The sequence below is a fragment of the Flavobacterium muglaense genome (assembly GCF_014305155.1).
In the GTDB taxonomy this organism is placed as follows: domain Bacteria; phylum Bacteroidota; class Bacteroidia; order Flavobacteriales; family Flavobacteriaceae; genus Flavobacterium; species Flavobacterium muglaense.
The window spans coordinates 30026-56496 of sequence record NZ_JACRUK010000020.1 but is presented as its reverse complement, the minus strand read 5'-3'; the positions used below and the strand labels follow the sequence as shown (position 1 = coordinate 56496).

The following is a 26471-nucleotide window of genomic DNA, read 5'->3' as shown; positions in this document are numbered from 1 at the left end:
ATTATATGAAACTCTTATTCTCGCTCGCTCTATTCTTTTTTTCAATGTCAGTTTTCGCGCAAGATTTGGTTTATAAGCCCAAAAATCCCGCTTTTGGCGGCGATACGTTTAATTATCAATGGATGATGAGTGCGGCTGAGGCTCAAAATAAATTTAAAGATAAAACCGTTCAAACTCCAGAACTTACAGAGCTGCAACAATTTACACAAGATCTTAATTCACAGCTGTTAAGCGCTGTATCACGAACCTTATTTACACAGCAATTTGGTGCCGAAGGAATTAGTGCAGGTAGTTATACTTTTGGTAGTTTGGCAGTAGAGATATATCCCTCTTCTGGAGGTTTAACAGTTGATATATTAGATACTAAAACGGGCGAAAAAACGCAAGTAATCATTCCAAACAAATAATATGAGACTATATAATTACTTAATTATACTTGTTTTTTTTATGGTTGCTGGCTGTGGTGCTTATTACAATCAACCCACCGGCATAGAAAGAGCGATTATTGGCGAGAGTACGCCAGCAACTACACTTTTAAAAGATTTACCAAAACCAAAGGAGCAAATTGTAGTGGGTCTTTATAAGTTTAGAGATCAAACAGGGCAGTACAAAGCTTCAGAAAACGGAAGTAATTTTAGTACCGCAGTCACACAAGGAGCTACTTCGATATTGATCAAAGCATTGGAGGATTCAAAATGGTTTATTCCTATAGAAAGAGAAAATATAGGCAATTTGCTGCAAGAGCGAAATTTAATTCGCTCTACTCGACAAGAATATACTAAAGATGTAGATCCTAATGTACCTCAAATTACACCATTGCTTTATGCTGGTGTGTTGCTAGAAGGAGGGATTGTTTCCTATGATTCTAATATCATTACGGGCGGTTTTGGTGCTCGGTATTTTGGTACAGGTGGATCATTGAAATACAGGCAAGATCGAGTAACCATCTATTTACGTATGGTTTCTACGGCCAATGGAAAAATTTTAAAGTCGGTTTATATTTCAAAAACAATCTTATCCCAAGCCATAGATCAAAGCTTGTTTAAGTATGTTAGTTACAAACGGTTGTTAGAAGTAGAAACAGGCTATACTACCAATGAACCCGTGCAAATGGCGGTTACCGAAGCGATTGAAAAAGCAGTTTCAACGCTAGTACTAGAAGGGATAAAAGATGGTATTTGGCAATCAGATGCGTCAAAAGAAGTAGTTGATGCTGCATTAAACGAGTACAAACAGGAGAGTTTAGAGGCCGATTTTAAAACTATTTATGGTCGAAATTTAATAGGGAGGCGTTCTAGATTTGCTATTGAATTAGCAGGAGGGACTGCTTTGATGGATGGTGATTATCCAAGTTCGATCATGCGTCCGATGGGACGTGGAGCGTTGAAATATTTTTTCTCTCCTTCTTTTAATTTGAGTGCTTCTACTAATGTGATGAAACTAGCTAATAAAAATTTGCTAGACGCGGGTTATGCTACATTTGATCTAAATGCCGAGTATATTTTGCTACCCAAAGACAAATTGTCGCCTTATATTTTTGCCGGTGGTGGTTATGGTGTAAATAAAAAATTCGAAAACATACATACCAAAGTACAGTATGGCGCAGGGCTAGAATATATGGCGTCAGATCATCTTGGGATTAAGCTCTATGGGGAACATAACTTGACCTTTAGTGATAATGTTGATTATCTCAAAAGAGGAGTTCGAGATGATTTCTATTACCGATTTGGCTTTGGATTAACCTATTATTTTTCAAGTAAAAAAAGTAATGTGTTTGAGAAATACAAAAAAAAGTAAAAGTCCTCCCTAGAAATAGTGGTGTCTATAAATCTTAATTCGATACGGATGAAAAATATTTATCTTATAATTAGTTTTCTTATTGTTTTTGTAATGGCATCTTGTAGTGAGGAAAAAGCCCCTGGTGAGGAGTATGGAACGGTAGAAGGTAAGGTAGTTAGCGCCGTCGATTTTACTCCTTTGGCTAATGTTAAAGTTTTTTCAAGCCCCAATACGAGTATAGTTTTTACGGATGCCGATGGAAAGTTTACAGTGCCAAATGTAAAAGTGGGTGACTATTCCTTTGAAGCTCAAAAAGACGCTTATGTTTCTAAGTTTGAAGCCGCGACTGTAAACGTGGGACAAACCACCAGTTTAGTATTTGAACTTAAGCTATCAACAACTAACAATAAACCGCCGGTAGCGCCTACCTTGGTAAGTCCACTCGAGAATGCTATTGATCAACCACTTTCAGTAAATCTTAGCTGGACGGCTACAGATCCAGATGATGATGCGTTGAAGTATGAAGTCACTCTAAGAAACGATAACAATAGTGATGTCATCGTCTATCAAGATATAGCGGTTACTAATTTTACAATAACAGGATTAACTTATAGTACGAAGTATTATTTTCAAGTTTCGGCATCTGATGGAATAAATCCGCCTGTACTTAGTACTGTTCGATCGTTTACAACCTTGCCTTTTCCTAATGGTAGATTTTTATTTGTAAAAAAAATATCCGATAATAATGTTATCTATTCGGGTGACGAAAACGGAAATCAATTGCAAATAACTAGCTCAAATGTCAACAGCTGGAGACCCAGAAAAAACAATCAATCTAATAAAATAGCATTCATTAGAGCTAGCGGAGCTCAAAATCATATTTACACAATGAATCCTGATGGGACTGCTGTTACAAAAGTCACAAATTCGGTTCCTATTGCAGGTTTCAATCCTGATTATCTCAATTTTTCTTGGGATAGCTCCGGCAGTCAAATCATTTATCCTTATTTCGATAAATTATATCGCATAAATAAAGATGGTAGCGGATTGACACAATTGTATCAAACGCCCAATGGCAAGTTTATATCTGAGTGTGACTGGAGTAACGATGGTAGTAAAATAGCATTAAAAGTAAACGATGCTAGCGGATATAAGACCGAGATCTACGTCATAAACACTGCCGGCGTAGTTGTGAATCAAATTATTTCGGGAACAACAGGTGCAATTGGTGGACTTAATTTTGCAATTACAGGACAAAAGCTACTCTTTACAAGGGATGTTTCTGGTTTTGAAAACGAAAATTACAGACAACTGGACACTCAGGTTTTTCAATATGATTTTAGCACCAGCTTAATTACTCAAATTGGTATCGATAAACCGCTTGGTACACTAGATCTAGACGCTAGATATTCTCCTAACGAGTCGGAACTCATTATTGTGAATACTTCAAATGATGGATTGTCAGTAAAAAACATAGTGCGGTTCACGCCTAACATAAATAACTTGGGAGCATCACGAGCGGTACTTTTTAGTAATGCTTACATGCCAGATTGGGAATAATAACCAGTATATTTCATTTTGAAAATGCCTATCAGTTTTAGATAGGCATTTTTACGCGCATTATCTTTTAATCTAGCCGCTATTTTTCCTGCAAGACTTCCTGAATCCCAATAGGCAAAACCCAAAAAAAATATTTATCTTTGCCAAAACAACCCAGTTGCTGATTAGCAATTTACACAACTACACTAAATGAGTTCAGATACTTCAAAAAGATATGCACAACGTGGTGTTTCGGCATCCAAAGAAGATGTACATAACGCCATTAAAAACATTGATAAAGGTTTATTCCCACAAGCATTTTGTAAAATTGTTCCAGATTATTTAACTCAGGACGAAGACTATTGCTTGATCATGCATGCTGATGGCGCGGGAACAAAATCATCTCTTGCTTATATGTATTGGAAAGAAACAGGAGATATTTCAGTTTGGAAAGGGATTGCTCAAGATGCATTGATAATGAATATCGACGATTTATTATGTGTAGGAGCAACAGATAATATTTTGCTTTCATCCACAATTGGAAGAAATAAAAATTTGATTCCTGGTGAAGTTTTATCAGCGATTATTAATGGAACCGAAGAGTTAATCAAGGAGTTAAAAACTTTTGGTGTAACCATTCATTCTACAGGTGGAGAAACTGCCGATGTAGGAGATGTGGTACGTACCATTATTGTAGATTCTACGGTGACGGCTCGCATGAAACGTTCAAAAGTAATCGATAATGCTAATATTAAAGCAGGTGATGTAATTGTAGGAATGGCTTCTTTTGGTCAGGCAACTTATGAAAAAAGTTACAATGGCGGAATGGGAAGTAACGGTTTAACATCGGCACGTCATGATGTTTTCGAAAAATATTTAGCTACCAAATATCCTGAAAGTTTTGATGCTGCAGTTCCTGAGGATTTGATTTATTCAGGTCAAGTAAAACTGACGGATGCTGTCGAAAATTCGCCTATTGATGCAGGGCAGTTAGTGCTTTCTCCAACGAGAACTTATGCACCTATTATCAAGAAAATTTTAGATAAATACTCATCTGATGATATTCACGGAATGGTGCATTGTAGTGGAGGAGCGCAAACTAAGATTTTACATTTTGTACAAAACTTACACATTATAAAGGATAATTTATTTCCGGTACCACCACTTTTTAAATTGATACAAGAACAATCAAAAACAGATTGGAAAGAAATGTACCAAGTATTCAATTGTGGACACCGTATGGAGGTGTATGTTCCTGAGGCTATAGCGCAGGATATTATTGCAATTTCTAAATCATTCAATGTAGATGCTCAAATTGTAGGTAGAGTCGAAGCTGGCGATGATAAAAAGTTAACAATCAATAGTGAATACGGAACTTTTGAATATTAGCAAGCGTTATGCATGTAGTGACTGATAGATTTTTAATCTTTCAATTTTTTAATCTTTCAATTTAATAAAATGTACGAATTAGTATTTTGGAAATATCTAGAAGAAGTATATTTAAACCATCACTTGGTTTATGAATCCATTTCTGAAGAGCAAGCAATAATTGACGGACTAGAAGAACTTCCTGTTCAAGTAATTTTGAATAGAATAGCATCAGTATTCTCAAAATGGGAAAAAGTAGATGATAAAAGCTGGAAAAACAATGTTGGAGTAGGTGCTTTTCAAGTGCGTACTACTGCACAAAGTATAAAAATTGATTGCTATGGTACACAAGGTACAACGATGGATAAGTTGGTGAATATAATGGAGGAATTCAAATGTCCGTTGTATGATCCTCAAGTGCCGGAGCGTTACGATGAAATGAGTGAATAGTATATTGTGTTTCTAAATAGTTGATGTATGAGTTTAAACTTTTCTCAGGGTCTAGTTCTTGAAAATAATCATGTTTTACTTCGTTCTCTTCAAGAAAGTGATTTAGAATATTTAGTTCCTTTTGCTATCAATGAGCCCAACACTTGGGAGTATTCTATGGTTCGCGTGGATGGTAAAGACAATATGATCAAGTACATTCAAACTGCGATAGATGGAAGAGAAAATCAAAATCAATTTCCCTTTATCGTTTTTGATAAAAAATCTGGTAAATATGCAGGCTGCACTCGTTTCTATGATATCAAATTAGAGTTCAAAACCCTACAATTAGGGTATACGTGGTACGGAGAGCAATTTCGGGGTACTGGAATTAATAAACAATGTAAATACTTACTGTTGCAATTTGCTTTTGAAACCCTTGGAATGGAGCGTGTAGAATTTCGCGCGGATAATAACAATAAACGTAGTATCGCAGCAATGAAAAGTATTGGCTGTAAAGAAGAAGGAATATTGAGAAGTCATATGCCAACTTTGGAAAGTGAAGTACGTCGTGATGCTATTATTTTAAGTATTCTTAAAAAAGAGTGGTTTGATGAAGTAAAATATAATTTGTTAAAAAAAAGAGTATATTAATAATTGTTTTTGGCTAATGAGATTCTATTGTAATTTGTTTTTATGTAATCGTAAAATACAATTCATCTAGTTTTATTATTGATCTACGTTTTCAAAATTCATTAAACTCAAACTAGATAAAATAACAATTAGAGTAACGCCAACATCTGCAGCAATAGCAAAAACCAAATTGCTATAACCCAAAAAGGCCAATGTGATAAAAAATATTTTAACCGAGATGGCACCAATCGTATTGATTTTGATTCTATTTAATGTTCTTTTACTTAGACGTATTAAAAAAGGTATTAAAGATAGGTTGTCGTTCAATAAAGCTATGTTTGCGGTTTCTATGGCTGTATCACTTCCTGCTGCTCCCATAGCAATTCCTACTGTACTTTGAGCAAGTGCAGGAGCGTCATTAATACCATCTCCCACCATAGCTACGTCGCCAAATTGATGAATAAGTTCTTTTATATTATTGGACTTATCTTCTGGCAGTAAGTCTCCATATATTTTTTCAATTCCAACTTGTTTTGCAACATTATAGGCCGCTTTTTTATTGTCACCACTAAGTATGATAAGCTCCAAATTCATGGCTTGTAATTGTTTTATAGCTTTAATGCTATCGGGTTTTATTTCGTCTGTTAAACCGATAATTCCTGCGACTCCATCACCAAAACTAATCACTACGCTTGTTTTTCCTTCTGTAGCTAGTTGTTGAACTATTTTTTCAGCTTCCTCAGGGACTTCATGATATTTCTTAATAAAATCAAGTTTGCCAACAAACACGCTTTCTTTTTTGCACACAAGACATGTTGCAATCGCTCCTTTACCCAAGTGACTAATTAATCCTTCGGCTTGATGTGGTTCAAATCCTTCCTTAATACTTGCTGTAACAATGGCTTGAGCCAATGGATGTTCGGACAATAGTTCCGTTCCAGCTGTACATGCCAATAATTCCTCCCGACTCGTTCCATTTAGCGGGAAGACATCAGTAACTATTGGATTTCCGTAAGTAATTGTTCGAGTTTTATCTAATGCAATAGCTTTTAAATTGGCCATTGCTTCAATATATTTCCCTCCTTTTACCAAAATACCTTTTGCGGAAGCGTTACCAATCGCAGCATAAATAGCAACTGGTGTTGAAATTACCAGGGCACATGGACAAGCAATAACTAGTAAAGTAATGGCTTGTTTGAGCCAATGATCAAAATCCAAGTGCAATATAAAAACGGGAACAATCAAAACAAAAAAAGCCAAGCCAATAACAGTAGGCGTATAATATTGCGAGAATGTTTGAATGAATTTCTGAGTTTCACTTTTGGATGCGGATGCTTCAAAGGTGAGTTGGATAATTTTTGAAAAAGTAGTGTCTGTTGATAATTTAGTAGTTCGAATTTCGATAAAACCGTGTTGGTTTAATGTTCCTGCAAAAACAATATCACCAGGATGCTTATCTTTTGCTAATGGTTCGCCTGTGATCGATGCCTCATCAATCAAGGTATCACCAGTTATTATTTTTCCATCAAGCGGAATCATCTCACCAGGTTTTACTTGAATAGTGGTTCCTATTGTAATTTTATCAATCGGTATATTTAGCTGCTCTAATTTTACAAAAGCCGATTTGGGAACTTTATGAATGAGTTCATCAAGAGCCGATTTTGAATTATCTAAACCAATATCCTCCAATCTCTCACCCAAAACATAAAGTACGATTACAACTGCAGCTTCGGGATATTCACCAAGGTAAAACGCAGCAACTACTGCAATAGTCATCAGTAAATTAATGCTACTAAATTTAAGTTTAAAAATGGCTTTAACACCATTTAGTAGTACTTCGTGGCCTATACCAAAAATAAAAAAAGTAAAAACGATGGGTGAGTAGGGCATAGGTATGTCTATGCCTAGCAAGGATAAAATTTCTAAAACAATAACAAAGGTGACTGCAAAAAAAAGAAATATAAATTTTTTGTCTTTAATAGGGAGCTTCATAAATTTTTTATTGAATGACTTTGTCATCGTATTTCGTACAATCATAGCATAAGTATAAAGCTGTATTTAGTGGCGAAATAGGAATAATTTGTGTGTAATGAATGAAATTTTTATTAAAGATAATTACAATATGTTCGGTTTTTAGAATTTGGATTGGAATTTAACTTAATTTTGTAATTATAAAATAGGCAAATATATGATGTTTTAAAGGCAGTTTCAGCTTGTAATTTTTACATCAATTTGTAGTATGTTTTGACAAAAACTTTGCGAACTTTGCAGTCAAATATTTGATATGAAAATAAATTTAAAAAGCGGAATTGATAAACTCATTTTCGGAATGAAACAAAATGATGTAATTGCTATTTATGGTAAGCCAGATAGGAATTACAAAGACGAAGATGATAATGTTATTTTCTCTTATAACGCGCTTAAAATCCGTTTGACATTTTACCAAGAAGAAGATCTTAAGTTAGGGTATCTAGTTGCTTCAAGTGCTGATTTAGAGTTATTCGAAAATAAAATTATTGGAAGAAAAATCAAAGAAGTAAAAAAAGATTTATCTCGTAAAGGAATTGCAAAATTCACTCAAGAAGAATTTGATACTTTCGAGAATTACTTTAATGAAGACAACTGGATCATCTTGCAAACGGAATTTGATGAGGTTGTTAAGTTTGAAATAGGAGCTATCATCAATGAAAAAGATGAATTTGACTGGAAGTTTGGTAAAAAATAGACAACCAAGAACAAAAATAAAACCCGATACAATCTAGAATTGTATCGGGTTTCTTATTTTGTATGTACAGGGTCTATTTTGCAGGTTGCTTGTCAAACATTTCTAATTCAAATATAAGCGCAGCATTTGGCGGAATTACTCCTCCAGCTCCTCTTTCTCCATAAGCAAGATTGGATGGGATAAAAAGCACTGCTTTGTCTCCATAGCCCATAGCACTTAATCCTTCGATAAATCCAGGAATCATACCATCTTTTCTTCCACATTGAAAAGGAAATGCTTGGTATCCATTTTGTGCCGCTCTATTTGGATCGTATTTCCCATATGCTTGTGCAACATCTTCAAAGCTACTGTCAAATAAAGTTCCGTCTTCAAAATAGCCAGCATAGTGAAAATAGAAAGTAGAACCATCAACCGGTTTTACACCAGTTCCCGGTTTGACAATCGCGTAAGTAAGTCCTGAAGCAGTTGTGGTTGCTGTTGCTTTTACTTTGGCAAAGTAAGCCAGTTTATTGGCAATGACTCCAGCATATTTTGCGTTGTTTGCTTTTACTTTTTCCGCTTCTAGCAAAGCTTGCTTTTTGGCATCTTCTGCTTTATTGTTAAAATAGTCTGAAAAGATTTTTACAGCATCAAACTTTTTAGCCTCAGTTCCTTTTCTTACAATGGTTACTTTAGTTATGACATCATTTTGAGCAATGCTATTTACAATTTCCATTCCTTGAGTCAGATGACCAAAAATGGTATGCTTCCCGTTCAACCAAGGTGTGTCTTTGTGCGTAATGAAAAATTGACTTGAATTCGTAGCTGGCCCAGAGTTAGCCATAGCTAGCACACCTGCTTTTTCAAACTTCAAATCAGTAAATTCGTCCTTGAATGAATATCCTGTTCCGCCAGCACCTGTTCCTGTTGGGTCTCCAGTTTGAATCATGAAATTATCAATAACTCGGTGAAATTTTAAACCATCAAAAAAGGGTTTTCCTTTTAGTTTGGCATCTGTTACAAAGGTGTTTTTACCTTCGGCAAGTGTGATGAAATTAGCTACTGTTACAGGAGCTTTAAGATAATTAAGTTGAACTGTTATGTCTCCTTTATTTGTTGCAATGGTGGCATAAATGCCTTCTTGAACAACTGGTTTTTGAGCAGGTACCGCTTTTTTAGAGGTTTGCGCTTGGGTAGAAATGATTCCGAAGAATGCTAAAATTAAAAATTTAAATTTCATTTTCATTAAATTAAGGTCTGACTTTTTTTAATTATGTTTTACTTTACAGTTGGATCTATTAACTCGATTTCAAAAATGATGTTGACATTAGGCGGAATTACATCTCCAGCACCGCCAGCACCGTATGCTAAATGTGAAGGAATGAATAGTATTGCTTTGTCCCCCAATGATAACTTACTTAAGCCTTCGATAAATCCGGGAATCATACCGTCTTTTTTTCCTGCTTGAAAAGGAATTGGTTGGTATCCACCTTGGTCAGCTCTATTTTGATCGAATTTTCCAAAAGTTTCAGCGACATTTTCAATACTACTATCAAAAAGTTGGCCATCTTCCAGAAATCCTGCATAATGGATGTAGATATCGGCTCCTTTTGCTGGTTTTTTTCCAGTTGATTTTTTGGTAATAACGTATTTAAGACCGCTTGACGTTTTAGTTGCTTTGCTTTTTAAAGCGTTAAAGTATTTTACTTTGTCTTCGCGAACATCTTTGTATTTTTCGTCATATTCTTTTTTAGCTTGAGCATCAATCTCCTTTTTCTTTCTTTGATTTTCGGCTTCAATCGAGAAATAATCGTAAAATACTTTTATGGCATTAAACTTTTTAGCGGCTTCACCATTTCTAATAATAGTAACGCTTTTTATAAAATCGCTTTGTTCCACTCTATTGACTACTTCCATGCCGTTTTCAATTACATGGCCAAAAATGGTGTGCTTCCCGTCCAGCCATGGTGTAGGGACATGAGTGATAAAAAACTGACTGCTGTTGGTTCCTGGTCCGTTATTAGCCATAGCCAAAACACCACCATTCTCAAATCGAAGATCACTAAATTCATCTTTAAATTTATATCCTCCATCTCCTGAGCCCGTTCCTAATGGGTCTCCAGTTTGAATCATAAAGTCTTTTATAACGCGGTGAAATCGTAAACCGTCAAAAAAGGGTCTCCCTTTTAAATGTTCATTGGTTACAAAATCATTTTTTCCTTCGGCCAAAGTCACGAAGTTAGCAACGGTAATTGGCGCTTTTTTATACTCTAAAGCTAAAATAATGGTTCCTTTATTCGTTTCTATTTTGGCATATAAACCATCAGGAAGATTACTGTTGTCTTCTTTGCAAGACGTTAAAGTAGTAATTACGAGTAATAGAAATAAGATGCTTTTTTTCATATTGATAGTAGTTAACGTATTATTTTAGAGTGTCTTTTGCGGTAGTGACAGTCTTTTTAGCAGGAAGTTGCGGTTTGGGAGCTGTTTCTTTTTTAACTTTTTTTACTATGGTTTCAGTAGTTTCTGGTGCTATTGCCTCTGTAGATGAGGTTGGTGCTGTTTTTTTGTAGCTAGGTTCCGGTTTAAAATCTCGTAAGGTCACGGTACACATTAACGGCTGATTAACACCTATTTTTTTATTGTCTCCATGATACCCAAATCCCATGTGCGAAGGAAAAAGAAAGATTGCTTTTTCGGTTTTATGCAATAGTTTTATTCCGTTTCTTAAACCCATCATGATGTCTTCTTTGTCTACACGATACGCTTGTGGTTTTAATTCCTCTTGGGTATAAATCACAGCTCCATTGAGGTCTTTTATTTCATAGTCAAAGTAGGCGATGTCTCCTTTTTTTGGAGTCAAAGTATCAGTTAGATTCTTAGTTTCATAAGCGTACCAATAGCCTTTTGACGATGCTATATACTCCATTGTAGGGGTACTTTTTATAACTGCTTGTATTTGGTCTTCTTCGGTTGCTACGAGTTTTTTATTTCTAGCCACAGATTTTTTCATGAACGACCCAGATGCTTGTGAGATTGGTCTTCGCGCTTCTTGATGCTGCTTACAACTAGAGACAAGTCCGGTTACAAATAATAGCATTACAATTAAATGAGTGTATTTCATACTACGTTATATCGTTAATTGGGTTACTAAACTTTCAAATTTGTTTATTGTTTCTTCCATTGAAACCTCTGATTTTCCTCCAGCGGCATTGCGGTGTCCTCCACCGTTAAAATGAGCTCTAGCAAATTCATTTACATCAAAGTCACCTTGCGATCGGAATGATATTTTGATTATTTTTTCGTCTTTATTTTCGATAAAAATAGCGGTAAAAACAACTCCTTTTATGCTTAAACCGTAATTTACAATTCCTTCGGTATCGCCTTTTACGTAATCAAAAGTAGTTAACTCCTCCTGAGTAAGTGTTGTATAAGTAGTTTGATAGTCTGTTAAAACCTTCATGTTTTGAAGTGCTCTACCTAATAATTGCAAACGACTGTAAGAGCTGTTTTCAAAAAGCAAGTTGGGTATTTTTGTATTTTCGACTCCCAAGTCAATCAATTCAGCTACAATGCGGTGTGTATTACCTGTTGTTCCTGGAAATCTAAACGAACCAGAATCAGTCAAAATACCAGTGTAAATACAAGTTCCGATGGTTTGATTAATATCGGCTTTTTTGTCCAAAAACGAAATAAAATTATATAGCATCTCGCAAGTAGATCCCATCGACGTATCCGAATAAGTAACAGTAGCGTAGTCATCCGGTTTTTGATGGTGGTCAATCATGATATAAGGGGCCTTCATTTGGGCAAGAACCTGTTCCATATCCGAGCCTACACGATGAAAAGCATTGAAATCTAATGTGAAGATTAACTCTGCTTCTTCAAGGATTTTTGTACAGTTTTCTTTGTCTTTTTCGAATATTTTAACGGTTTCTGAGCCTGGAAGCCATGCTAAGAAATCAGGGAATTCATTAGGAGCAATAACTGTTGGATGGTGGTTGTTTTTTAATAAAAAATGATATAAACCTAAAGTTGAACCCATTGCATCTCCGTCAGGACCTCTGTGTGGGATGATTGCAATTTTTTTGGGTGTTGCTAATAATAACTGTATTGCGTGAATGTCTTGTGTTTTCATAGTTTGCGAAATTACATTTTTTTAATGTAAAGTTTTAGCTCATTTTTAATTTAACATGCTTTTAGATATTAGAAATTATCTAATTTTTGTCTTTTTAGTTTTTTATATAAATGATATTTAGGTCCTTTTACTATTTGAGAATGGTAAATTCCTACCGGTCCAGATGCTAAATAAGCAATAAAACAGGCTGTACCTATATAGATACCGTTTTGAAGTCCGAAAAGTTCTAAGCCCATAACGGTGCAGGCGATAGGAGTATGAGTGGCACCCGAAAAAACCGCTACAAATCCCAATCCGGCTAAAAATGCGATGGGTAATGGTATAAAACCAGACAAGCAACTTCCAAGCGTGGCACCAATAAAAAAGAGTGGAGTAACTTCTCCGCCTTTAAAACCTGCTCCTAGGGTGAATCCAGTAAACAATATTTTGAGCAAAAAGTCATAATAAGCACTAGGGGTTGAAAACGACTCTACAATAGTAGGTACGCCTAGTCCCATATATTTTGGAGTGTTTATAAAGTACATCGCTATGGCAAAAAGTAATCCGCCTACAAAAGGACGCAAAGGCGGGTAAGAGATCGTTTTTGAAAATAAATGCCCCCAGAAATGAGTGCTTCTAGAAAAGAGCATAGCAGCAAGACCAAACAAGATGCTAATAGGAAGGATCCATGCTAGGTTTTCGATTGTAATTTCGGGAGTGGTAGGGATAGAATAATGCGTGTGTTTAACAGCCCAAAACTCAACTGTAAAGTAGGCAATGAAAGCGACTAAGAAAGAAAGCACGAGGCTTTTTAAGCTTATTTTACTAAAATACACGACTTCAAGAGCAAATATAGCGCCTGCTAGTGGAGTGCCAAAAACGGATGCAAAACCAGCACTTATTCCTAGTATAATTAATGTTTTTCTATCAGAAGCGTCAAGTTTAAACAAGCTAGTAAATTGATCGGCTATTGCGCCACCCATTTGCACTGCCGTTCCTTCTCGTCCAGCTGATCCTCCAAAAAGATGTGTTACAATTGTACCAATAAGGACTAATGGAGCCATCTTTATTGAGATTTGCTTTTTCGGCGCTTCGTATTCTTCTAGTAATAAGTTATTTCCTCGCACTACAGAGCTGCCGTAATAATGGTACAAAAGACCAATGCCTAAACCACCAATTGGCAATAGCCAAATAATCCAATTGTGGTGCGCTCTATATTGAGCAGCCCATTCTAAAGCAACAAGTAACAGTGCAGACGCTGATCCCGATAAGGAACCAATTATGGTGCAAATGAACACCCATTGAAATATAAGAACGCTAGTATTTTTTATTTTTTCTAAATTCATTATGCTAATAAAAAAGATTGTAATTCTTTATTTTGCTAAAGTATTACAATCCTTTTAAATTATCTTCTTTTTTTAAGAAACAACCGCTGTGAATTCTATCTCAACTAGATATTCAGGAGCAACTAATTTACTGATTTCATAAAAGCCTGTAGTTGGTTTTACTTCTTTAAAAAACGCAGCATGAGCATTTGCGACAGTTTCAAAGGTGTTAATGTCCGTGGTAAAGATACGCGTTCGGATCACGTCTTTCATGCTAGCGTCTAGATCTTCGAGTACTTTTGCTACCCGTTCTAGAATATTAAAAGTTTGGGCATAGGCATCAGTTGCTGTAACTTTTTCGCCATCGACTATAGCCACTGTCCCAGAAACTTCAATAATATTACCAATGCGCACGGCACGACAATAGCCCATTTTGTCTTCCCATGGAGAACCGGTCAAAATGTTTTCTCTTTTCATTGTAATTGTGTTTGATTGTTGGGTTTAGACCAAAACGTAAATCTTGGTATATTTTTTGCAATTTAAAGAATTACGAGAAAGTAAAAAACACCTTTTTTGTTTAAAAATGTTCGTTTTTAATAGAATCTTTATCGATTAAAACGAAATATTTTGTAAAGTTTAAAGTTATCAATATGAGTAAAGTGAAATGGTTTTGCTGGTTTTTTAATTTAAATAAAATAGGTGATGGATAGATGTAGGAGGTTTTTTAGTGGCGTTTTTGTCTTTATTTTGCTCTTTGGAGCAATGAGTGAAGGTTATTCCCAAGAGGAGTTTGGTGCAAATTTTAAGGCCATTCCGCCAAAAGAGAAAGAAATTAAAGTAAAAAAAGCGGGTCCTTCAATAGCGCCACCGCCAAAAGTGATTCCTTATATTGCAGCAGTTCTACCAGAAAACAAGTTCAAGGTGCCTAAAAATGATAAAGTTGTGGCAGCGGTGCTGTATCAGCGCAATCAAGATTTAGGGGTGTACAAAACCAGTTCAAAAACAGCAAGGGTGCAGTATAGAGATGGTGCTTATGTGGATGGTGATCGCATAAGAATATATGTCAATTATAAGATCGTAGATCATGATGTGCTATTGGAAGAAGATTTTAAAGGATTTGAAATACAGCTCGAAAAAGGTGTAAATAGAATTGATTTTGAGGCATTAAACGAAGGTTTTGCAGCTCCAAACACAGCCGAGTTTAAAGTGTTTGACGATAAAGGAGTTGTGATTTCGGCAAGTCAATGGAATATTGGGCAAGGTTTTATGGCAACTATAATAGTAGATAGGCAATAAAAGCTCGTTTTGGCTAAAATTTAAGGGATAAGGTTAAAGTTTTTTTAATGTTGCGCTTCGCTTTTGTTTTCTAAAAATAAAGCTTGGTATATTTGTTGCAACTTGATAATTAGAATATTTGTATAAAAAAACAAAGCGATAAAATATGAAGCAGGTAGTTTGGATTGTTATGATGTGTTTTGCTATAAACGGCTACTCTCAATCAGAGTTTAGTTCAAAGTTTAAAGCGATTCCTCCTGTGGATACAAGCGTAAAAATCAAAAAAACGCCTCCGCCAACAGTTGCACCACCGGATATTGTAGCGCCTAATATTCTTAAAAAGCCAGAAACTAAATTTCAGAGTACCACATTCAAGATTGGAGATCCAGATCCTATTTCGATGATTCAAACGAATGATTTTATTAATCCAGGTGATGAAGTACGTGATAAAATGAATAAAAGTATCAATAAAAGCTTAGTTAATAGCGGCTTAAAAGAGGATACTTCGTATTTAAATCAAAAAGATTTGGATTTTGGTACGATTAGAACCAAATCAAAAACCTTGCTAATTAGAGTACGTGATTACGGTGCAATTGATGGTGATTTGATAAAAGCAACGAGTATTCATGATTATAAATCAATTGTTTTAGTAAATAATTTGTATTTAGATAGTGGCTTTAGAGATATTCACATGGATTTAAAAGAAGGCTTGAATTACTTAGAGTTAGAAGCGTTAAACCGTGGTTCATTAGGTGGAAACACAGGAGCTTTCTATATTTATGATAGCGCCGGCACCTTACTTTTATCGGATTTATGGAATAACTTTGATAAAGGTGTAAAATCTAAATTCACCTTTATCAAAGAATAAGGATTCTATAATTTTTAATAATTAAAACGGATCAGCTGTAACCGTAAACTTCATATCAGCTTTTATGGTTACATCCGAAGTTATTGTTTCTTTAGTGACTGCAACTGTTCGTAGTTTGTAACTAGACGCTTTAATGTATTTGTCTAGTTTTTCGGTGGTAGGTGTAAGTGTTAGTGTATTAGTAGTAACACTAATATTGTCTAGGTAGGCAAGTTCAATTTCGTCATTAGCATCTGTCGAAATGTAGATGTGAATGGATTTTAAAAAGCTAAACGTTTTGTCAGTTGGGTCTGTAATGCTTAGTTTCAATTCTTTCAACTTGACATCTTTTACTAAGCTGGCTTTCGTATTGTTGTTCTCAAAATCAGCGCTAGAATTTGTAGTCACGTCAGGAGTGGGGATTCCATTTGCAATATTAAGTGGAAAACCAACGCCTATTTTAAACTCGGTTTGATTAGAAACAGTAAAAGTGAGCAACTTGTCAATCACGCTACAAGAAACAATAAATAAGGATAAAAGACCGATCAGTGTATGAGTTTTAATTTTCATTAGGTATTTAATTTAGAAATAATTGGGTTTTAAAAGCTTGATTGTTGCATGCTTTTGAGCAAATATACGATATTAAACTAGATATGGTTTTGCGGTATTTTTGATCTAATAAGTAGAAATTAAAAGGGTTGACAGGTCATTTTTATAAGAAAATAAGCCTATTAAGGAATCTTTGAAAAAAAAATAAATATTTTTCAAATTTCGATTTTTCAATTCCGAATATAAAAAGTATTTTTGCGCATGCAACACAACGTACTTATTTTAGATTTCGGATCGCAATATACTCAGCTTATTGCGCGTAGAGTTCGCGAATTAAATATATTCTGCGAAATTTTTCCTTACAATCATTTTCCGAGTGATTTATCAAGTTATAAAGCCGTAATTTTAGGTGGAAGCCCATTTTCTGTGAGAGCAGATGACGCTCCGCATCCTGATTTGTCACAAATCAGAGGAAAATTACCTATGTTAGCCGTATGTTACGGTGCGCAATACTTAGCTCACTTTAGTGGTGGAGAGGTTGCAGCATCAAATACGAGAGAATATGGTAGAGCAAACTTATCTTATATAAAAGAAGATGAAATTTTCTTCGAAGGAGTTGATCTTAATAGTCAAGTTTGGATGAGTCATAGTGATAGTATTAAAGCCTTGCCTACTAATGGTGTAAAACTGGCTAGTACACACGATGTGGAATTTGCGGCTTACAAAATTGAAGGCGAAACAACTTATGCCATTCAATACCATCCAGAAGTTTTTCACTCAACAGATGGTTCAAAAATGTTAGAGAATTTCTTGGTAAAAATTGCCGATGTTCCGCAAACATTTACACCAAATGCATTTGTTGAAGAAATGGTGTCAGAGTTAAAAGAGAAATTACAAGATGACAAAGTAGTTCTGGGACTTTCAGGAGGAGTAGACTCAACTGTAGCTGCTGTTTTATTACATCAAGCAATTGGTAAAAACCTATATTGTATTTTTGTAAATAACGGTTTGCTTAGAAAAGATGAATTTCAGAGCGTTTTAGATCAATACGAAGGAATGGGATTAAATGTAAAAGGAGTAGATGCTTCTCAACGTTTTTATGATGCCTTAGCTGGAGTTACTGATCCTGAATTAAAAAGAAAAGCTATTGGTAATGCATTTATCGAAGTTTTTGATGCTGAATCGCATCTTATCGAAGATGTTACTTGGTTGGCTCAGGGAACGATTTATCCAGATGTAATTGAATCAGTTTCTGTAAAAGGACCATCTGCAACAATTAAATCACACCACAATGTGGGAGGTTTGCCGGATTATATGAAATTAAAAATCGTGGAGCCTTTACGTATGCTTTTCAAAGATGAAGTACGTAGAGTTGGGGCGAGTTTAGGAATTGATCCAGAATTATTAGGAAGACATCCTTTTCCTGGACCAGGATTGTCAATTCGTATTTTAGGAGATATTACTTTAGAAAAAGTGCAAATTTTACAAGATGTAGATAAAGTTTTTATCGACGGTTTGAAATCTTGGGGATTGTATGATAAAGTTTGGCAAGCAGGAGCTATTTTGCTTCCGGTGAACAGTGTAGGGGTTATGGGTGATGAGCGTACATACGAGAAAGTGGTAGCGTTGCGTGCAGTAGAATCTACGGACGGTATGACTGCAGATTGGGTACACTTGCCTTATGATTTCTTGATGAAAGTGTCTAATGATATTATCAATAAAGTAAAAGGAGTAAATAGAGTTGTTTATGATATAAGCTCTAAGCCACCAGCAACTATAGAATGGGAATAACGAGTAAGCTTTTTATAGTTTAAAAAACATAAACTCTCGTTTTTTATAAAGACGGTATCAGATTTTGGAACAAAATTTGATACCGTTTTCTTATCTTTGACCTATTAATTTTATAAATAAAAATAATGAAATATTTTTTTGCGATCTGTATTACTGTTCTATTAGGTGTAAATACTGTTTTTTCTCAGGGAAAAGCAATTGGCCACAAAGTAGAAAAAGGAGAAACGATAACTCAAATAGCGCAAAAGTATCATGTAACACCTTATGATATTTATCAACTCAATCCAGATGCACAAAGCGGATTAAAGTCTAATATGGTTTTGATAATTCCAAATAAATCGGGGGTTAAAATAGCTGAAACAAAACCAGCTGAAGTTGCAAATGCAACAACACACGAAGTGCTTCCAAAAGAGACTTTGTACGGAATTGAAAAAAAATACGGCATCTCTGATGAGAATTTAAAAAAAGCCAATCCTTTTCTTGAAAATGATGGTTTGCAAATAGGTCAGGTATTGACTATTCCTTCAAAAAATGCAGTAACAACAGGAGTGAAATCAAATGGTAAGTCTGCTGTAACTTCTAAAGTTGTTGGGGCTTCAAAAGAGCAGTATGTGTTTCATGATGTGCTTGCAAAGGAGACTAAATATTCAATTTCAAGAAAATATGGATTAACAATCGAAGAATTAGAAAAACGCAATCCAGAAGTTGTGACTAATTTACCAATTGGATATCGCTTGACGATAAAAGGCACTGCGCCAAAAGTTGTGGAAGAAGTAATGGTTAAAGCGGACGTTGTTGAGGCAAAGGTTGCCGCAGCTAAAGTAGAAACAACGGCTCAAAATCCAGTATTGACGACTTTGAAAAACAACTATGCAACTTATGAAGTACAGCCAAAAGAGACACTTTATAGCTTGTCTAAAATGTTTGATATTAGTCAGGATAAGTTAATCGAATTAAATCCAGAACTTGCAAATAGTGTTGAGATAGGTATGTTATTAAAAGTACCAGCCAAAGAAGCGCTTGTTGCACCAGTAAAAAAAGAATATACATCATTAGTTAAAATCATAGAAGACGGAAAACGTAAAAGAATGGCAATGCTATTGCCTTTTAATGTGGCTGCTATTCAAAACGATACGGTGAGTTCTACTTATAATCGTTTGAAAAAAGATCGGTTTTTAAACATGACGCTTGATTTTTATGCTGGAGCATTAATAGCAATTGACTCTGCTAAAACATTAGGTTTCCCAATTGATGTTGAAATATACGATTCAGAAGAAACAAAGAATGGGTCTAAAGTAGCTGCCCTTATTAAGGCTAACAGATTAGATTCGGTCAATGCTATCGTAGGGCCATTTTATCAAAGTAATGCAGAGGTAGCTGCCCAGCTGGTAGCATTGAATAATGTACCAGTTGTTTCACCTCTTTCTAAAGATTTAGGAAATCCGTATCCAAATTTATACCAAACGATTCCAACAAATGAAGTTGTTAAAAACACCGTTTTTGATTATATGCGTGCTCATAATGGGAATATAGTAGCAGTAGTTGATAAGAAAAAGCAATCTATTTTACAGTATTTAAAAGACTATCAAAGTACTGTTCCGTTGGTTGATTTTAGAGATAATGGAAGTGTTTCGGCCGAAAGTTTAAAAAGCATGTTAGTAAAAGGAAAGACTAATTACGTGGTAATGGAAACGGCTAATACTTGGATGATTAAAACGATAATAGCAACGATGGTCAGTGCAATGCCTACTTATGATATGCAATTGGTGATATTAGAGCCTAATGAAACGTTGGATACCGATGAGATTAAGTTTTTGAACTTGACTAAATTGAAGTTGATGTACCCTTCTGTAATTAGAGATAATGTGACTGAGGCAACTGCTATTTTTGATAAAAAGTATAAAAAAATAAACAATGTGTTTCCAAGTGATTATGCGACTCGTGGTTTTGACGTGACCTTTGACACGATGCTGCGTCTCGTGCAAAACGTAAAGTTTGAAGTGACGGTTAATGAATCAGCAACGGAACATGTTGAGAATAAATTTGCGTATTATAAAAAAGAAGATGGAGGATATACGAATAAGGGCGTTTTCTTGATGTATTATGATACCGACTTAACAATTAAAGAAGCGAAATAATGACTTCAAAAGTAACCTATTTAGGAGATTTAAGAACTTCATCAATCCACGTACAATCAGGGAGTGAAATAATTTCAGACGCACCATTAGATAATAATGGCAAAGGCGAAGCTTTTTCTCCAACAGATACAGTGGCAAATGCTTTGGCAAGTTGTATGATGACTGTTATGGGAATAAAAGCAAGAGATTTAAATATCGATTTAACAGCTTCGGTTGCGGAGGTGACAAAGATCATGAATGCTGAACCGAGAAGAATTGGTGTTGTCGAAGTTCATTTTGATATGCATGGAAATCCGGATCAAAAAAGTAGAACTATTTTAGAACGTACGGCAATGACTTGTCCTGTTTCATTAAGTTTACATCCTGAAATCGAGAAACGAATTACTTTTAATTGGAAGTAATAAAAATATAAATAGAGTGAAAGCCAAGAAGTAATATGTTAAGTCGTGTTGTTTCTTGGCTGTTGCTTTTTTAGTAGTGTACAAATGGATAAAAATCAAGAACAGCTAATTAAATTGGCACATACCAAAATGCCTTTTGGTAAATATGAAGGTTGGTATTTAATAAGTTTACCCGAGTATTATGTGGTTTGGTATCATAATAAAGGATTTCCAAAAGGGGAATTGGGTGAACAATTAAAATTGATTTATGAGATAAAACTCAATGGCTTAGAAGAATTGATATTAAATATTAAAAAAAGATATCCAAAACAGCGTTAATTTCTTAAATTAATGCTGTTTTTGTTTTGAAATATAACAGTTGTTGAATTCTCAATTTTCCAAATTATCTCAATTCTAAATTAGTATTTTCTCGATTTATAATCGTATTTTTGCCAAGTTTTTTACACAACTACAATACAAACAACATCATAATGAATCAAACAAAATATATTTTTGTTACTGGAGGTGTAACTTCTTCCTTAGGGAAAGGAATTATAGCAGCATCTTTAGCAAAACTGTTACAAGCAAGAGGATATAGGACAACTATTCAAAAGTTTGATCCGTACTTAAACGTTGACCCAGGAACATTGAATCCGTATGAACATGGAGAATGTTATGTGACTGATGATGGGGCTGAAACAGATTTAGATTTAGGTCATTATGAGCGTTTTTTAAATGTTCCAACTTCTCAAGCGAACAATGTTACTACAGGAAGGATTTATCTTTCGGTTATTGAAAAAGAGCGTAGAGGAGAGTTTTTAGGTAAAACAGTACAAGTTGTACCTCATATCACTAACGAAATTAAGGATAGAATGCAATTACTTGGTAAATCAGGTGATTATGACATTGTTATTACTGAGATTGGTGGTACGGTAGGAGATATTGAGTCGTTGCCTTACATCGAATCTGTACGTCAATTAGTTTGGGATATGGGTGAGAATAATGCTATCGTTATTCACTTAACCCTAGTTCCTTATCTAGCTGCTGCAGGGGAATTAAAAACAAAACCTACTCAACACTCTGTTAAAACATTAATGGAAAGCGGCATCAAAGCTGACATCTTAGTATGTAGAACTGAGCATGAGATTTCGGATGAAATTAGAAATAAATTGGCATTGTTTTGCAATGTAAAAAGAGAAGCAGTAATTCAATCTATTGATGCTTCTACAATTTATGAAGTTCCTAACTTAATGCTAGAAGAAGGACTTGATGTTGTAGCTCTAAAAAAATTAGATTTGCCTAAAAAAGCAGCGCCAGACTTAAAAACATGGAATACTTTTTTACGTAGAATTAAAAACCCAAAACAAACCGTGAATATTGGTTTGATTGGGAAATATGTAGAAATGCAGGATTGTTACAAATCAATTTTGGAGGCTTTTATTCATGCAGGTGCTAGTAATGAAACCAAAGTAAATGTAGTTTCGATCCATTCAGAATATATAGATGCGGATAATGTAGGGGAGAAATTTAAAGATCTTGACGCTATTCTTGTTGCTCCAGGTTTTGGAGAAAGAGGTATTGAAGGTAAAATAGCTGCGGTGCAATATGCACGTGAAAACAAAATGCCTTTCTTTGGGATTTGTCTTGGAATGCAAATGGCAGTAATCGAATATTCTCGTAATATTCTTGGTTATGCTGACGCAAATTCTACAGAGATGAACGAAACAACGAAGCATCCTGTTGTAAACTTGATGGAAGAACAAAAAAATGTCACAGACAAAGGAGGGACAATGCGTCTTGGAGCTTGGAAATGTGATATCAAGCCGGATACTTTAGCATATAAGATATATGGTCAAACTGCGATAACAGAGCGTCACCGTCACCGTTATGAATTTAATAGTGCGTATGCCGTGGAGTTGCAAAACGCTGGTTTGAAAGCATCAGGTGTGAATCCAGATACTGGTTTGGTAGAAATTGTAGAAATAGAAGATCATCCTTTTTTTATTGGAGTTCAGTACCATCCAGAATATAAAAGTACAGTTGCGAATCCACACCCACTTTTTGTGAATTTTGTTGCTGCTGCTGTAAAAGCGAGTAAAAAATAATAGTAATACCCATTTTGTTATAGTAATTATAACAAGATATATGAATGCTAATTCTAATCGTAGCGAGTTTTATTACTCAAAACATTAAACTTTGAACAAAAAAACATAATGGAAGAAAAAAAATTTGACCCCAATTCGATAATTGGTTTTATTTTGATATTTGGGCTATTAATTTGGATCATGTATAACAATAAGCCGTCTGAGAAAGAGATTGCTGCCGAGAAAGCCAAAAAAGAATTAGTTGTAAAAGAAACAGCAGAAGCTAAGGCTGTTGCTGCGAATGCAGTTACAGCTCCTGTAGCGGTTAGTGATACATTGCAAATGGCAAATTTGCAAAAGTCTTTAGGGAGTTTTGCTTATTCTGCCGCATTACCATCAGCGAAAGAGGCTTTTACTACTATTGAAAATAAATTAGTAGTTTTAAAAATTGCTAATAAAGGAGGTTATATTGTCGAAGCAACTTTAAAAAACTACGATAAGTTTAATAAAGGTTCTGGAGAATTGGTTAAATTGATCAAAGACAACAATGCCAATTTAAATATTCAGTTGTTTACAAGTGATAATCATACTTTAAATACTAAAGATTTATATTTTGAGCCTACTTTAACAAAAAATGGTGCAGATCAAGTTTTAAGTATGCGTTTAAAATCGGCTGATAATCAATATTTAGAATATAAATATGTGTTGAAAGCAGATGATTATATGCTTGACTTTGATATTAAATCGCAAGGATTGAGTACGGTATTGAATACGTCAAAACCTTTGAATTTAGAATGGGCTTTAAAAGGCTATACTAATGAAAAAAGTATCACTACTGAAAACCGTTATTCTGAAATGTACTATGAGCATGAAGATGGGAAGAGTGATTATATGGGTTCTGGGAAAGATAAAACAGAAAATGTTGAAGGTGTTTCTTATATCGCATACAAACAACATTTCTTTTCATCTATTTTATTGACAAGTACTCCTTTTGCGAAAGCAGAATTGTATTCGAATAATTTAGTTGGAGGCGATAATAAAGACACAACGTATACAAAACAATTTAAAGCAATTGTTCCATTGGCATTTAAAAATGGGGAGATTGATCAAAAAATGAACTGGTATTATGGTCCTACGGATTATAAGTTATTGAAATCATACGACAGAAACTTAGAGGATATTGTAGCCTTAGGTTGGGGGATTTTCGGTTGGATCAACCGTCATGCTTTTATTCCAATGTTCGGATTTTTGTCCATGTTTATTTCTCAAGGTTGGGCAATTGTATTGTTTACAATCTTAATTAAATTAGTAATGTCTCCTATTACTTATAAGTCATTTTTGTCACAAGCAAAAATGAAAGTTTTGAGGCCTGAGATTGCTGAGTTGGGTGAAAAATTCAAAAAAGACCCGATGAAAAAACAGCAAGAAACAATGAAATTATACAATAAAGCAGGAGTAAACCCAATGGCGGGTTGTGTTCCGGGTTTATTGCAAATGCCAGTATTCTATGCCTTGTTTCAATTTTTCCCTTCGGCGATAAGTTTACGACAAAAAGGATTTTTATGGGCAGATGATTTATCATCTTATGATTCAGTTTATCAATTGCCTTTTAGTATTCCAGCATACGGTAATCATATCAGTTTGTTTCCAATCTTAGCATCGATAGCCATTTTCTTTTATATGAAAATGACAACTGGAGATCAACAAATGGCAGCTCCACAGCAAGAAGGTATGCCGGATATGGCAAAAATGATGAAAATCATGATTTATGTATCTCCATTGATGATGTTGCTTTTCTTTAATAATTATGCTGCTGGTTTAAGTTTGTATTACTTTATCTCTAACTCGATTACAATAGGAATCATGCTTGTGATTAAGAATTACATTATTGATAGCGATAAAATTCATGCTCAAATTCAAGAAAATAAATTGAAAGAGCCGAAAAAGCAAGGTAAGTTTCAAAGAAAACTGCAAGAGGTAATGGAGCAACAAGAAGCTCTAAAAGCAGAACAGAAAAAGAAATAGTTTTTTAATAAAGCTTGTTTAATAAAATAATGCCCCAGAAGAGTAAACCACTTTTTTGGGGCATTTTATTTATCTCAAGTGTGGTATTTTTGGTAATGTAAGTTGCTGTTTATTAAGTTGTTTTGATATTTAAATCTCTGCTTTTAATGAGTCAACGCTATTAGTGCAGTAGTGTAAAAAAGGCTCCTTATTGTCAAATAAGGAGCCTTTTTAATTTTTATGTTTATTAGAAAACAGGAAGAAGTACTTTGTCAATAGCGTGGATTACTCCGTTTGAACATTGTACATCAGTTATAATGATACTAGATATTCTATTGTTCGCATCTTTGATCTTTGCTCCGCCAGTCAAATTTATGGTAAATTTTTGTGCTGGAGTAAGGATTGGAGTAACGCTTTGCCCTTCGGTTAAGCTTGCAGCCAGCACATTAGCAGGACTTATAACATGGTATTGTAGTACTTTAGTTAAATTAGCATCAGAGACACTTGCAATTCCGCCCGGAGCTAGTTCAATGTTCAAAGCTGTAAAAGCGGCGTTAGTAGGAGCAAAGACTGTAAATGGTCCTGTTCCAGATAAAATAGATACAAAATCAGGTTGGTTCGCTTTGGTAAGTGCTCCCACGAGTGAAGTGAAATTAGGATTTGCGGTTGCATGAGTCACTACAGTAGGGAGTCCAATAACTTTATCAACTAGATGAATGACGCCGTTAGAAGCCATAATGTTTGGTGTGGTTACAGTTGCAACGCCGTTTAGTTTAACGCCATTACTTATGTTGACATACATGCTCAATGTATTAGTTGTTGAAGCTGTTCCCTTGGCTAGTGTTTTAATGTAACCTTCTTTTAAGTCCGTGGCTACTAATTTTGTTGCAATTACGTGGTTTAATAGTATTTCTTTTAATGCTTCTTTTGGTACTTCATTTACAGTTTTGTAAGGTGTTGTAGCTAGGAAAGCGGTAAAGGCGTCATTTGTTGGGGCAAAAACGGTGTAAGATCCACTGGCTTGTAGAGTAGTTGTAAGTTCAGCTTTTTGTAACGCTTGTACCAAAATGCTTAGATTGTCGGTTTTAGATGCAAGTCCTGTAATCGTGTTATCAGTCATAGAGTTGTCATCGCTGTTGCATGAGGTTAAAAAAACTAAAAGCGTAAAAACGATAGTTAAATTTTGTAATTTAAATAGATTTTTCATAATTGTTAAGTTTAATGTTGAAACAAACTTAGAAAATTTTATTTTGTTTATCTTTTTATGATTAATAATAAACAAAATTAAAACTTTAGTATTTTATTGTAAATTGTTTAATTGTTTTTGATTCTTTTTTATATTATTGATAATGCGGTTATTAGTGTGTTTTATGGTGCTTTAAGCCATTATTGTTGTTGATTATTTTTTTTAAAAAAGTTAAACAATATTACGTATTTTGTGTTTTTTTTTGAGCACAACAGTGTTTTAATTTATGTTGGCCGTGTTTTTGTGAATTAAAAAGAGTTTTAGTA

At 34.7% G+C, this 26471-nt stretch carries 24 protein-coding genes; 15 read left to right on the top strand and 9 right to left on the bottom strand.

The window, feature by feature from the left end; translation table 11 throughout:
- Positions 1–5: 5 nt before the first annotated feature.
- The 6 genes from H8R24_RS09870 to H8R24_RS09845 all read left to right on the top strand — a co-directional run bounded on the left by H8R24_RS09870 (position 6) and on the right by H8R24_RS09845 (position 5766).
- On the top strand, positions 6–407 hold the full coding sequence (locus H8R24_RS09870; protein WP_187018409.1) for a curli production assembly/transport component CsgF: 402 nt from the start codon (positions 6–8) through the stop codon (positions 405–407).
- A gap of 1 nt (position 408) precedes the next feature.
- Positions 409–1797 (top strand): CsgG/HfaB family protein, encoded by a 1389-nt coding sequence (locus H8R24_RS09865; protein ID WP_187018410.1) that lies wholly within the window; start codon positions 409–411, stop codon positions 1795–1797.
- 48 nt (positions 1798–1845) lie between these two features.
- Complete coding sequence (locus H8R24_RS09860) at positions 1846–3339, top strand: carboxypeptidase regulatory-like domain-containing protein (RefSeq protein ID WP_187018412.1); 1494 nt, start codon at positions 1846–1848, stop codon at positions 3337–3339.
- Positions 3340–3528: 189 nt separating this feature from the next.
- Positions 3529–4707 (top strand): AIR synthase related protein, encoded by a 1179-nt coding sequence (locus tag H8R24_RS09855; RefSeq protein ID WP_187018414.1) that lies wholly within the window; start codon positions 3529–3531, stop codon positions 4705–4707.
- A gap of 69 nt (positions 4708–4776) precedes the next feature.
- Positions 4777–5136 (top strand): hypothetical protein, encoded by a 360-nt coding sequence (locus tag H8R24_RS09850; protein WP_187018416.1) that lies wholly within the window; start codon positions 4777–4779, stop codon positions 5134–5136.
- A 27-nt stretch (positions 5137–5163) separates the two neighbouring features.
- Entirely contained in the window at positions 5164–5766 is a 603-nt protein-coding gene (locus tag H8R24_RS09845) for a GNAT family N-acetyltransferase (protein ID WP_187018418.1), read from the top strand.
- Positions 5767–5841: 75 nt separating this feature from the next.
- Here the strand turns inward: H8R24_RS09845 and H8R24_RS09840 are convergent, their stop codons facing one another.
- The gene (locus H8R24_RS09840) at positions 5842–7737 is read right to left on the bottom strand and encodes a heavy metal translocating P-type ATPase (protein WP_187018419.1); all 1896 of its coding nucleotides are present in this window, start codon (positions 7735–7737) and stop codon (positions 5842–5844) included.
- Between the two features lie 292 nt (positions 7738–8029).
- Between H8R24_RS09840 and H8R24_RS09835 the strand changes: the two genes are divergently transcribed.
- Positions 8030–8470: a hypothetical protein gene (locus tag H8R24_RS09835; protein ID WP_187018421.1), complete on the top strand. Its 441-nt coding sequence runs from the start codon at positions 8030–8032 to the stop codon at positions 8468–8470.
- 73 nt (positions 8471–8543) lie between these two features.
- Here the strand turns inward: H8R24_RS09835 and H8R24_RS09830 are convergent, their stop codons facing one another.
- From H8R24_RS09830 to H8R24_RS09805, 6 genes are all read right to left on the bottom strand, one after another.
- Positions 8544–9689, bottom strand: a complete 1146-nt coding sequence (locus tag H8R24_RS09830) for a peptidylprolyl isomerase (protein WP_187018423.1) — start codon at positions 9687–9689, stop codon at positions 8544–8546.
- Positions 9690–9727: 38 nt separating this feature from the next.
- Positions 9728–10852 (bottom strand): peptidylprolyl isomerase, encoded by a 1125-nt coding sequence (locus tag H8R24_RS09825; protein ID WP_187018425.1) that lies wholly within the window; start codon positions 10850–10852, stop codon positions 9728–9730.
- Positions 10853–10871: 19 nt separating this feature from the next.
- Positions 10872–11573, bottom strand: coding sequence for a gliding motility-associated peptidyl-prolyl isomerase GldI (gene gldI, locus H8R24_RS09820; protein ID WP_187018429.1), 702 nt, complete (start codon positions 11571–11573; stop codon positions 10872–10874).
- Between the two features lie 6 nt (positions 11574–11579).
- Positions 11580–12587: a DHH family phosphoesterase gene (locus H8R24_RS09815; protein WP_187018431.1), complete on the bottom strand. Its 1008-nt coding sequence runs from the start codon at positions 12585–12587 to the stop codon at positions 11580–11582.
- 68 nt (positions 12588–12655) lie between these two features.
- Positions 12656–13912, bottom strand: a complete 1257-nt coding sequence (locus H8R24_RS09810; protein ID WP_187018434.1) for a voltage-gated chloride channel family protein — start codon at positions 13910–13912, stop codon at positions 12656–12658.
- Between the two features lie 72 nt (positions 13913–13984).
- On the bottom strand, positions 13985–14368 hold the full coding sequence (locus tag H8R24_RS09805) for a RidA family protein (RefSeq protein WP_187018436.1): 384 nt from the start codon (positions 14366–14368) through the stop codon (positions 13985–13987).
- Positions 14369–14593: 225 nt separating this feature from the next.
- Between H8R24_RS09805 and H8R24_RS09800 the strand changes: the two genes are divergently transcribed.
- Both H8R24_RS09800 and H8R24_RS09795 read left to right on the top strand, forming a co-directional pair.
- Entirely contained in the window at positions 14594–15187 is a 594-nt protein-coding gene (locus H8R24_RS09800) for a hypothetical protein (RefSeq protein WP_187018439.1), read from the top strand.
- 145 nt (positions 15188–15332) lie between these two features.
- A complete protein-coding gene (locus tag H8R24_RS09795) occupies positions 15333–16034 on the top strand; it encodes a hypothetical protein (RefSeq protein WP_187018441.1) in 702 nt (233 codons plus the stop codon).
- 21 nt (positions 16035–16055) lie between these two features.
- Here the strand turns inward: H8R24_RS09795 and H8R24_RS09790 are convergent, their stop codons facing one another.
- The gene (locus H8R24_RS09790; protein WP_187018443.1) at positions 16056–16583 is read right to left on the bottom strand and encodes a hypothetical protein; all 528 of its coding nucleotides are present in this window, start codon (positions 16581–16583) and stop codon (positions 16056–16058) included.
- A 240-nt stretch (positions 16584–16823) separates the two neighbouring features.
- Between H8R24_RS09790 and guaA the strand changes: the two genes are divergently transcribed.
- The 6 genes from guaA to yidC all read left to right on the top strand — a co-directional run bounded on the left by guaA (position 16824) and on the right by yidC (position 24980).
- A complete protein-coding gene (gene guaA / locus H8R24_RS09785) occupies positions 16824–18353 on the top strand; it encodes a glutamine-hydrolyzing GMP synthase (protein WP_187018445.1) in 1530 nt (509 codons plus the stop codon).
- 125 nt (positions 18354–18478) lie between these two features.
- Entirely contained in the window at positions 18479–20491 is a 2013-nt protein-coding gene (locus H8R24_RS09780) for a LysM peptidoglycan-binding domain-containing protein (RefSeq protein WP_187018448.1), read from the top strand.
- The gene (locus H8R24_RS09775) at positions 20491–20892 is read left to right on the top strand and encodes an OsmC family protein (RefSeq protein WP_187018450.1); all 402 of its coding nucleotides are present in this window, start codon (positions 20491–20493) and stop codon (positions 20890–20892) included. The genes H8R24_RS09780 and H8R24_RS09775 overlap by 1 nt, the downstream gene beginning before the upstream one ends.
- 84 nt (positions 20893–20976) lie before the next feature.
- Positions 20977–21210, top strand: a complete 234-nt coding sequence (locus H8R24_RS09770) for a DUF3820 family protein (protein ID WP_187018452.1) — start codon at positions 20977–20979, stop codon at positions 21208–21210.
- Between the two features lie 152 nt (positions 21211–21362).
- Complete coding sequence (locus H8R24_RS09765; protein WP_187018455.1) at positions 21363–22976, top strand: CTP synthase; 1614 nt, start codon at positions 21363–21365, stop codon at positions 22974–22976.
- Between the two features lie 108 nt (positions 22977–23084).
- Positions 23085–24980: a membrane protein insertase YidC gene (yidC, locus tag H8R24_RS09760; RefSeq protein ID WP_187018458.1), complete on the top strand. Its 1896-nt coding sequence runs from the start codon at positions 23085–23087 to the stop codon at positions 24978–24980.
- 226 nt (positions 24981–25206) lie between these two features.
- Here yidC and H8R24_RS09755 read toward each other — a convergent pair whose 3' ends face one another.
- On the bottom strand, positions 25207–26166 hold the full coding sequence (locus tag H8R24_RS09755; RefSeq protein WP_187018460.1) for a fasciclin domain-containing protein: 960 nt from the start codon (positions 26164–26166) through the stop codon (positions 25207–25209).
- Positions 26167–26471: the final 305 nt, after the last annotated feature.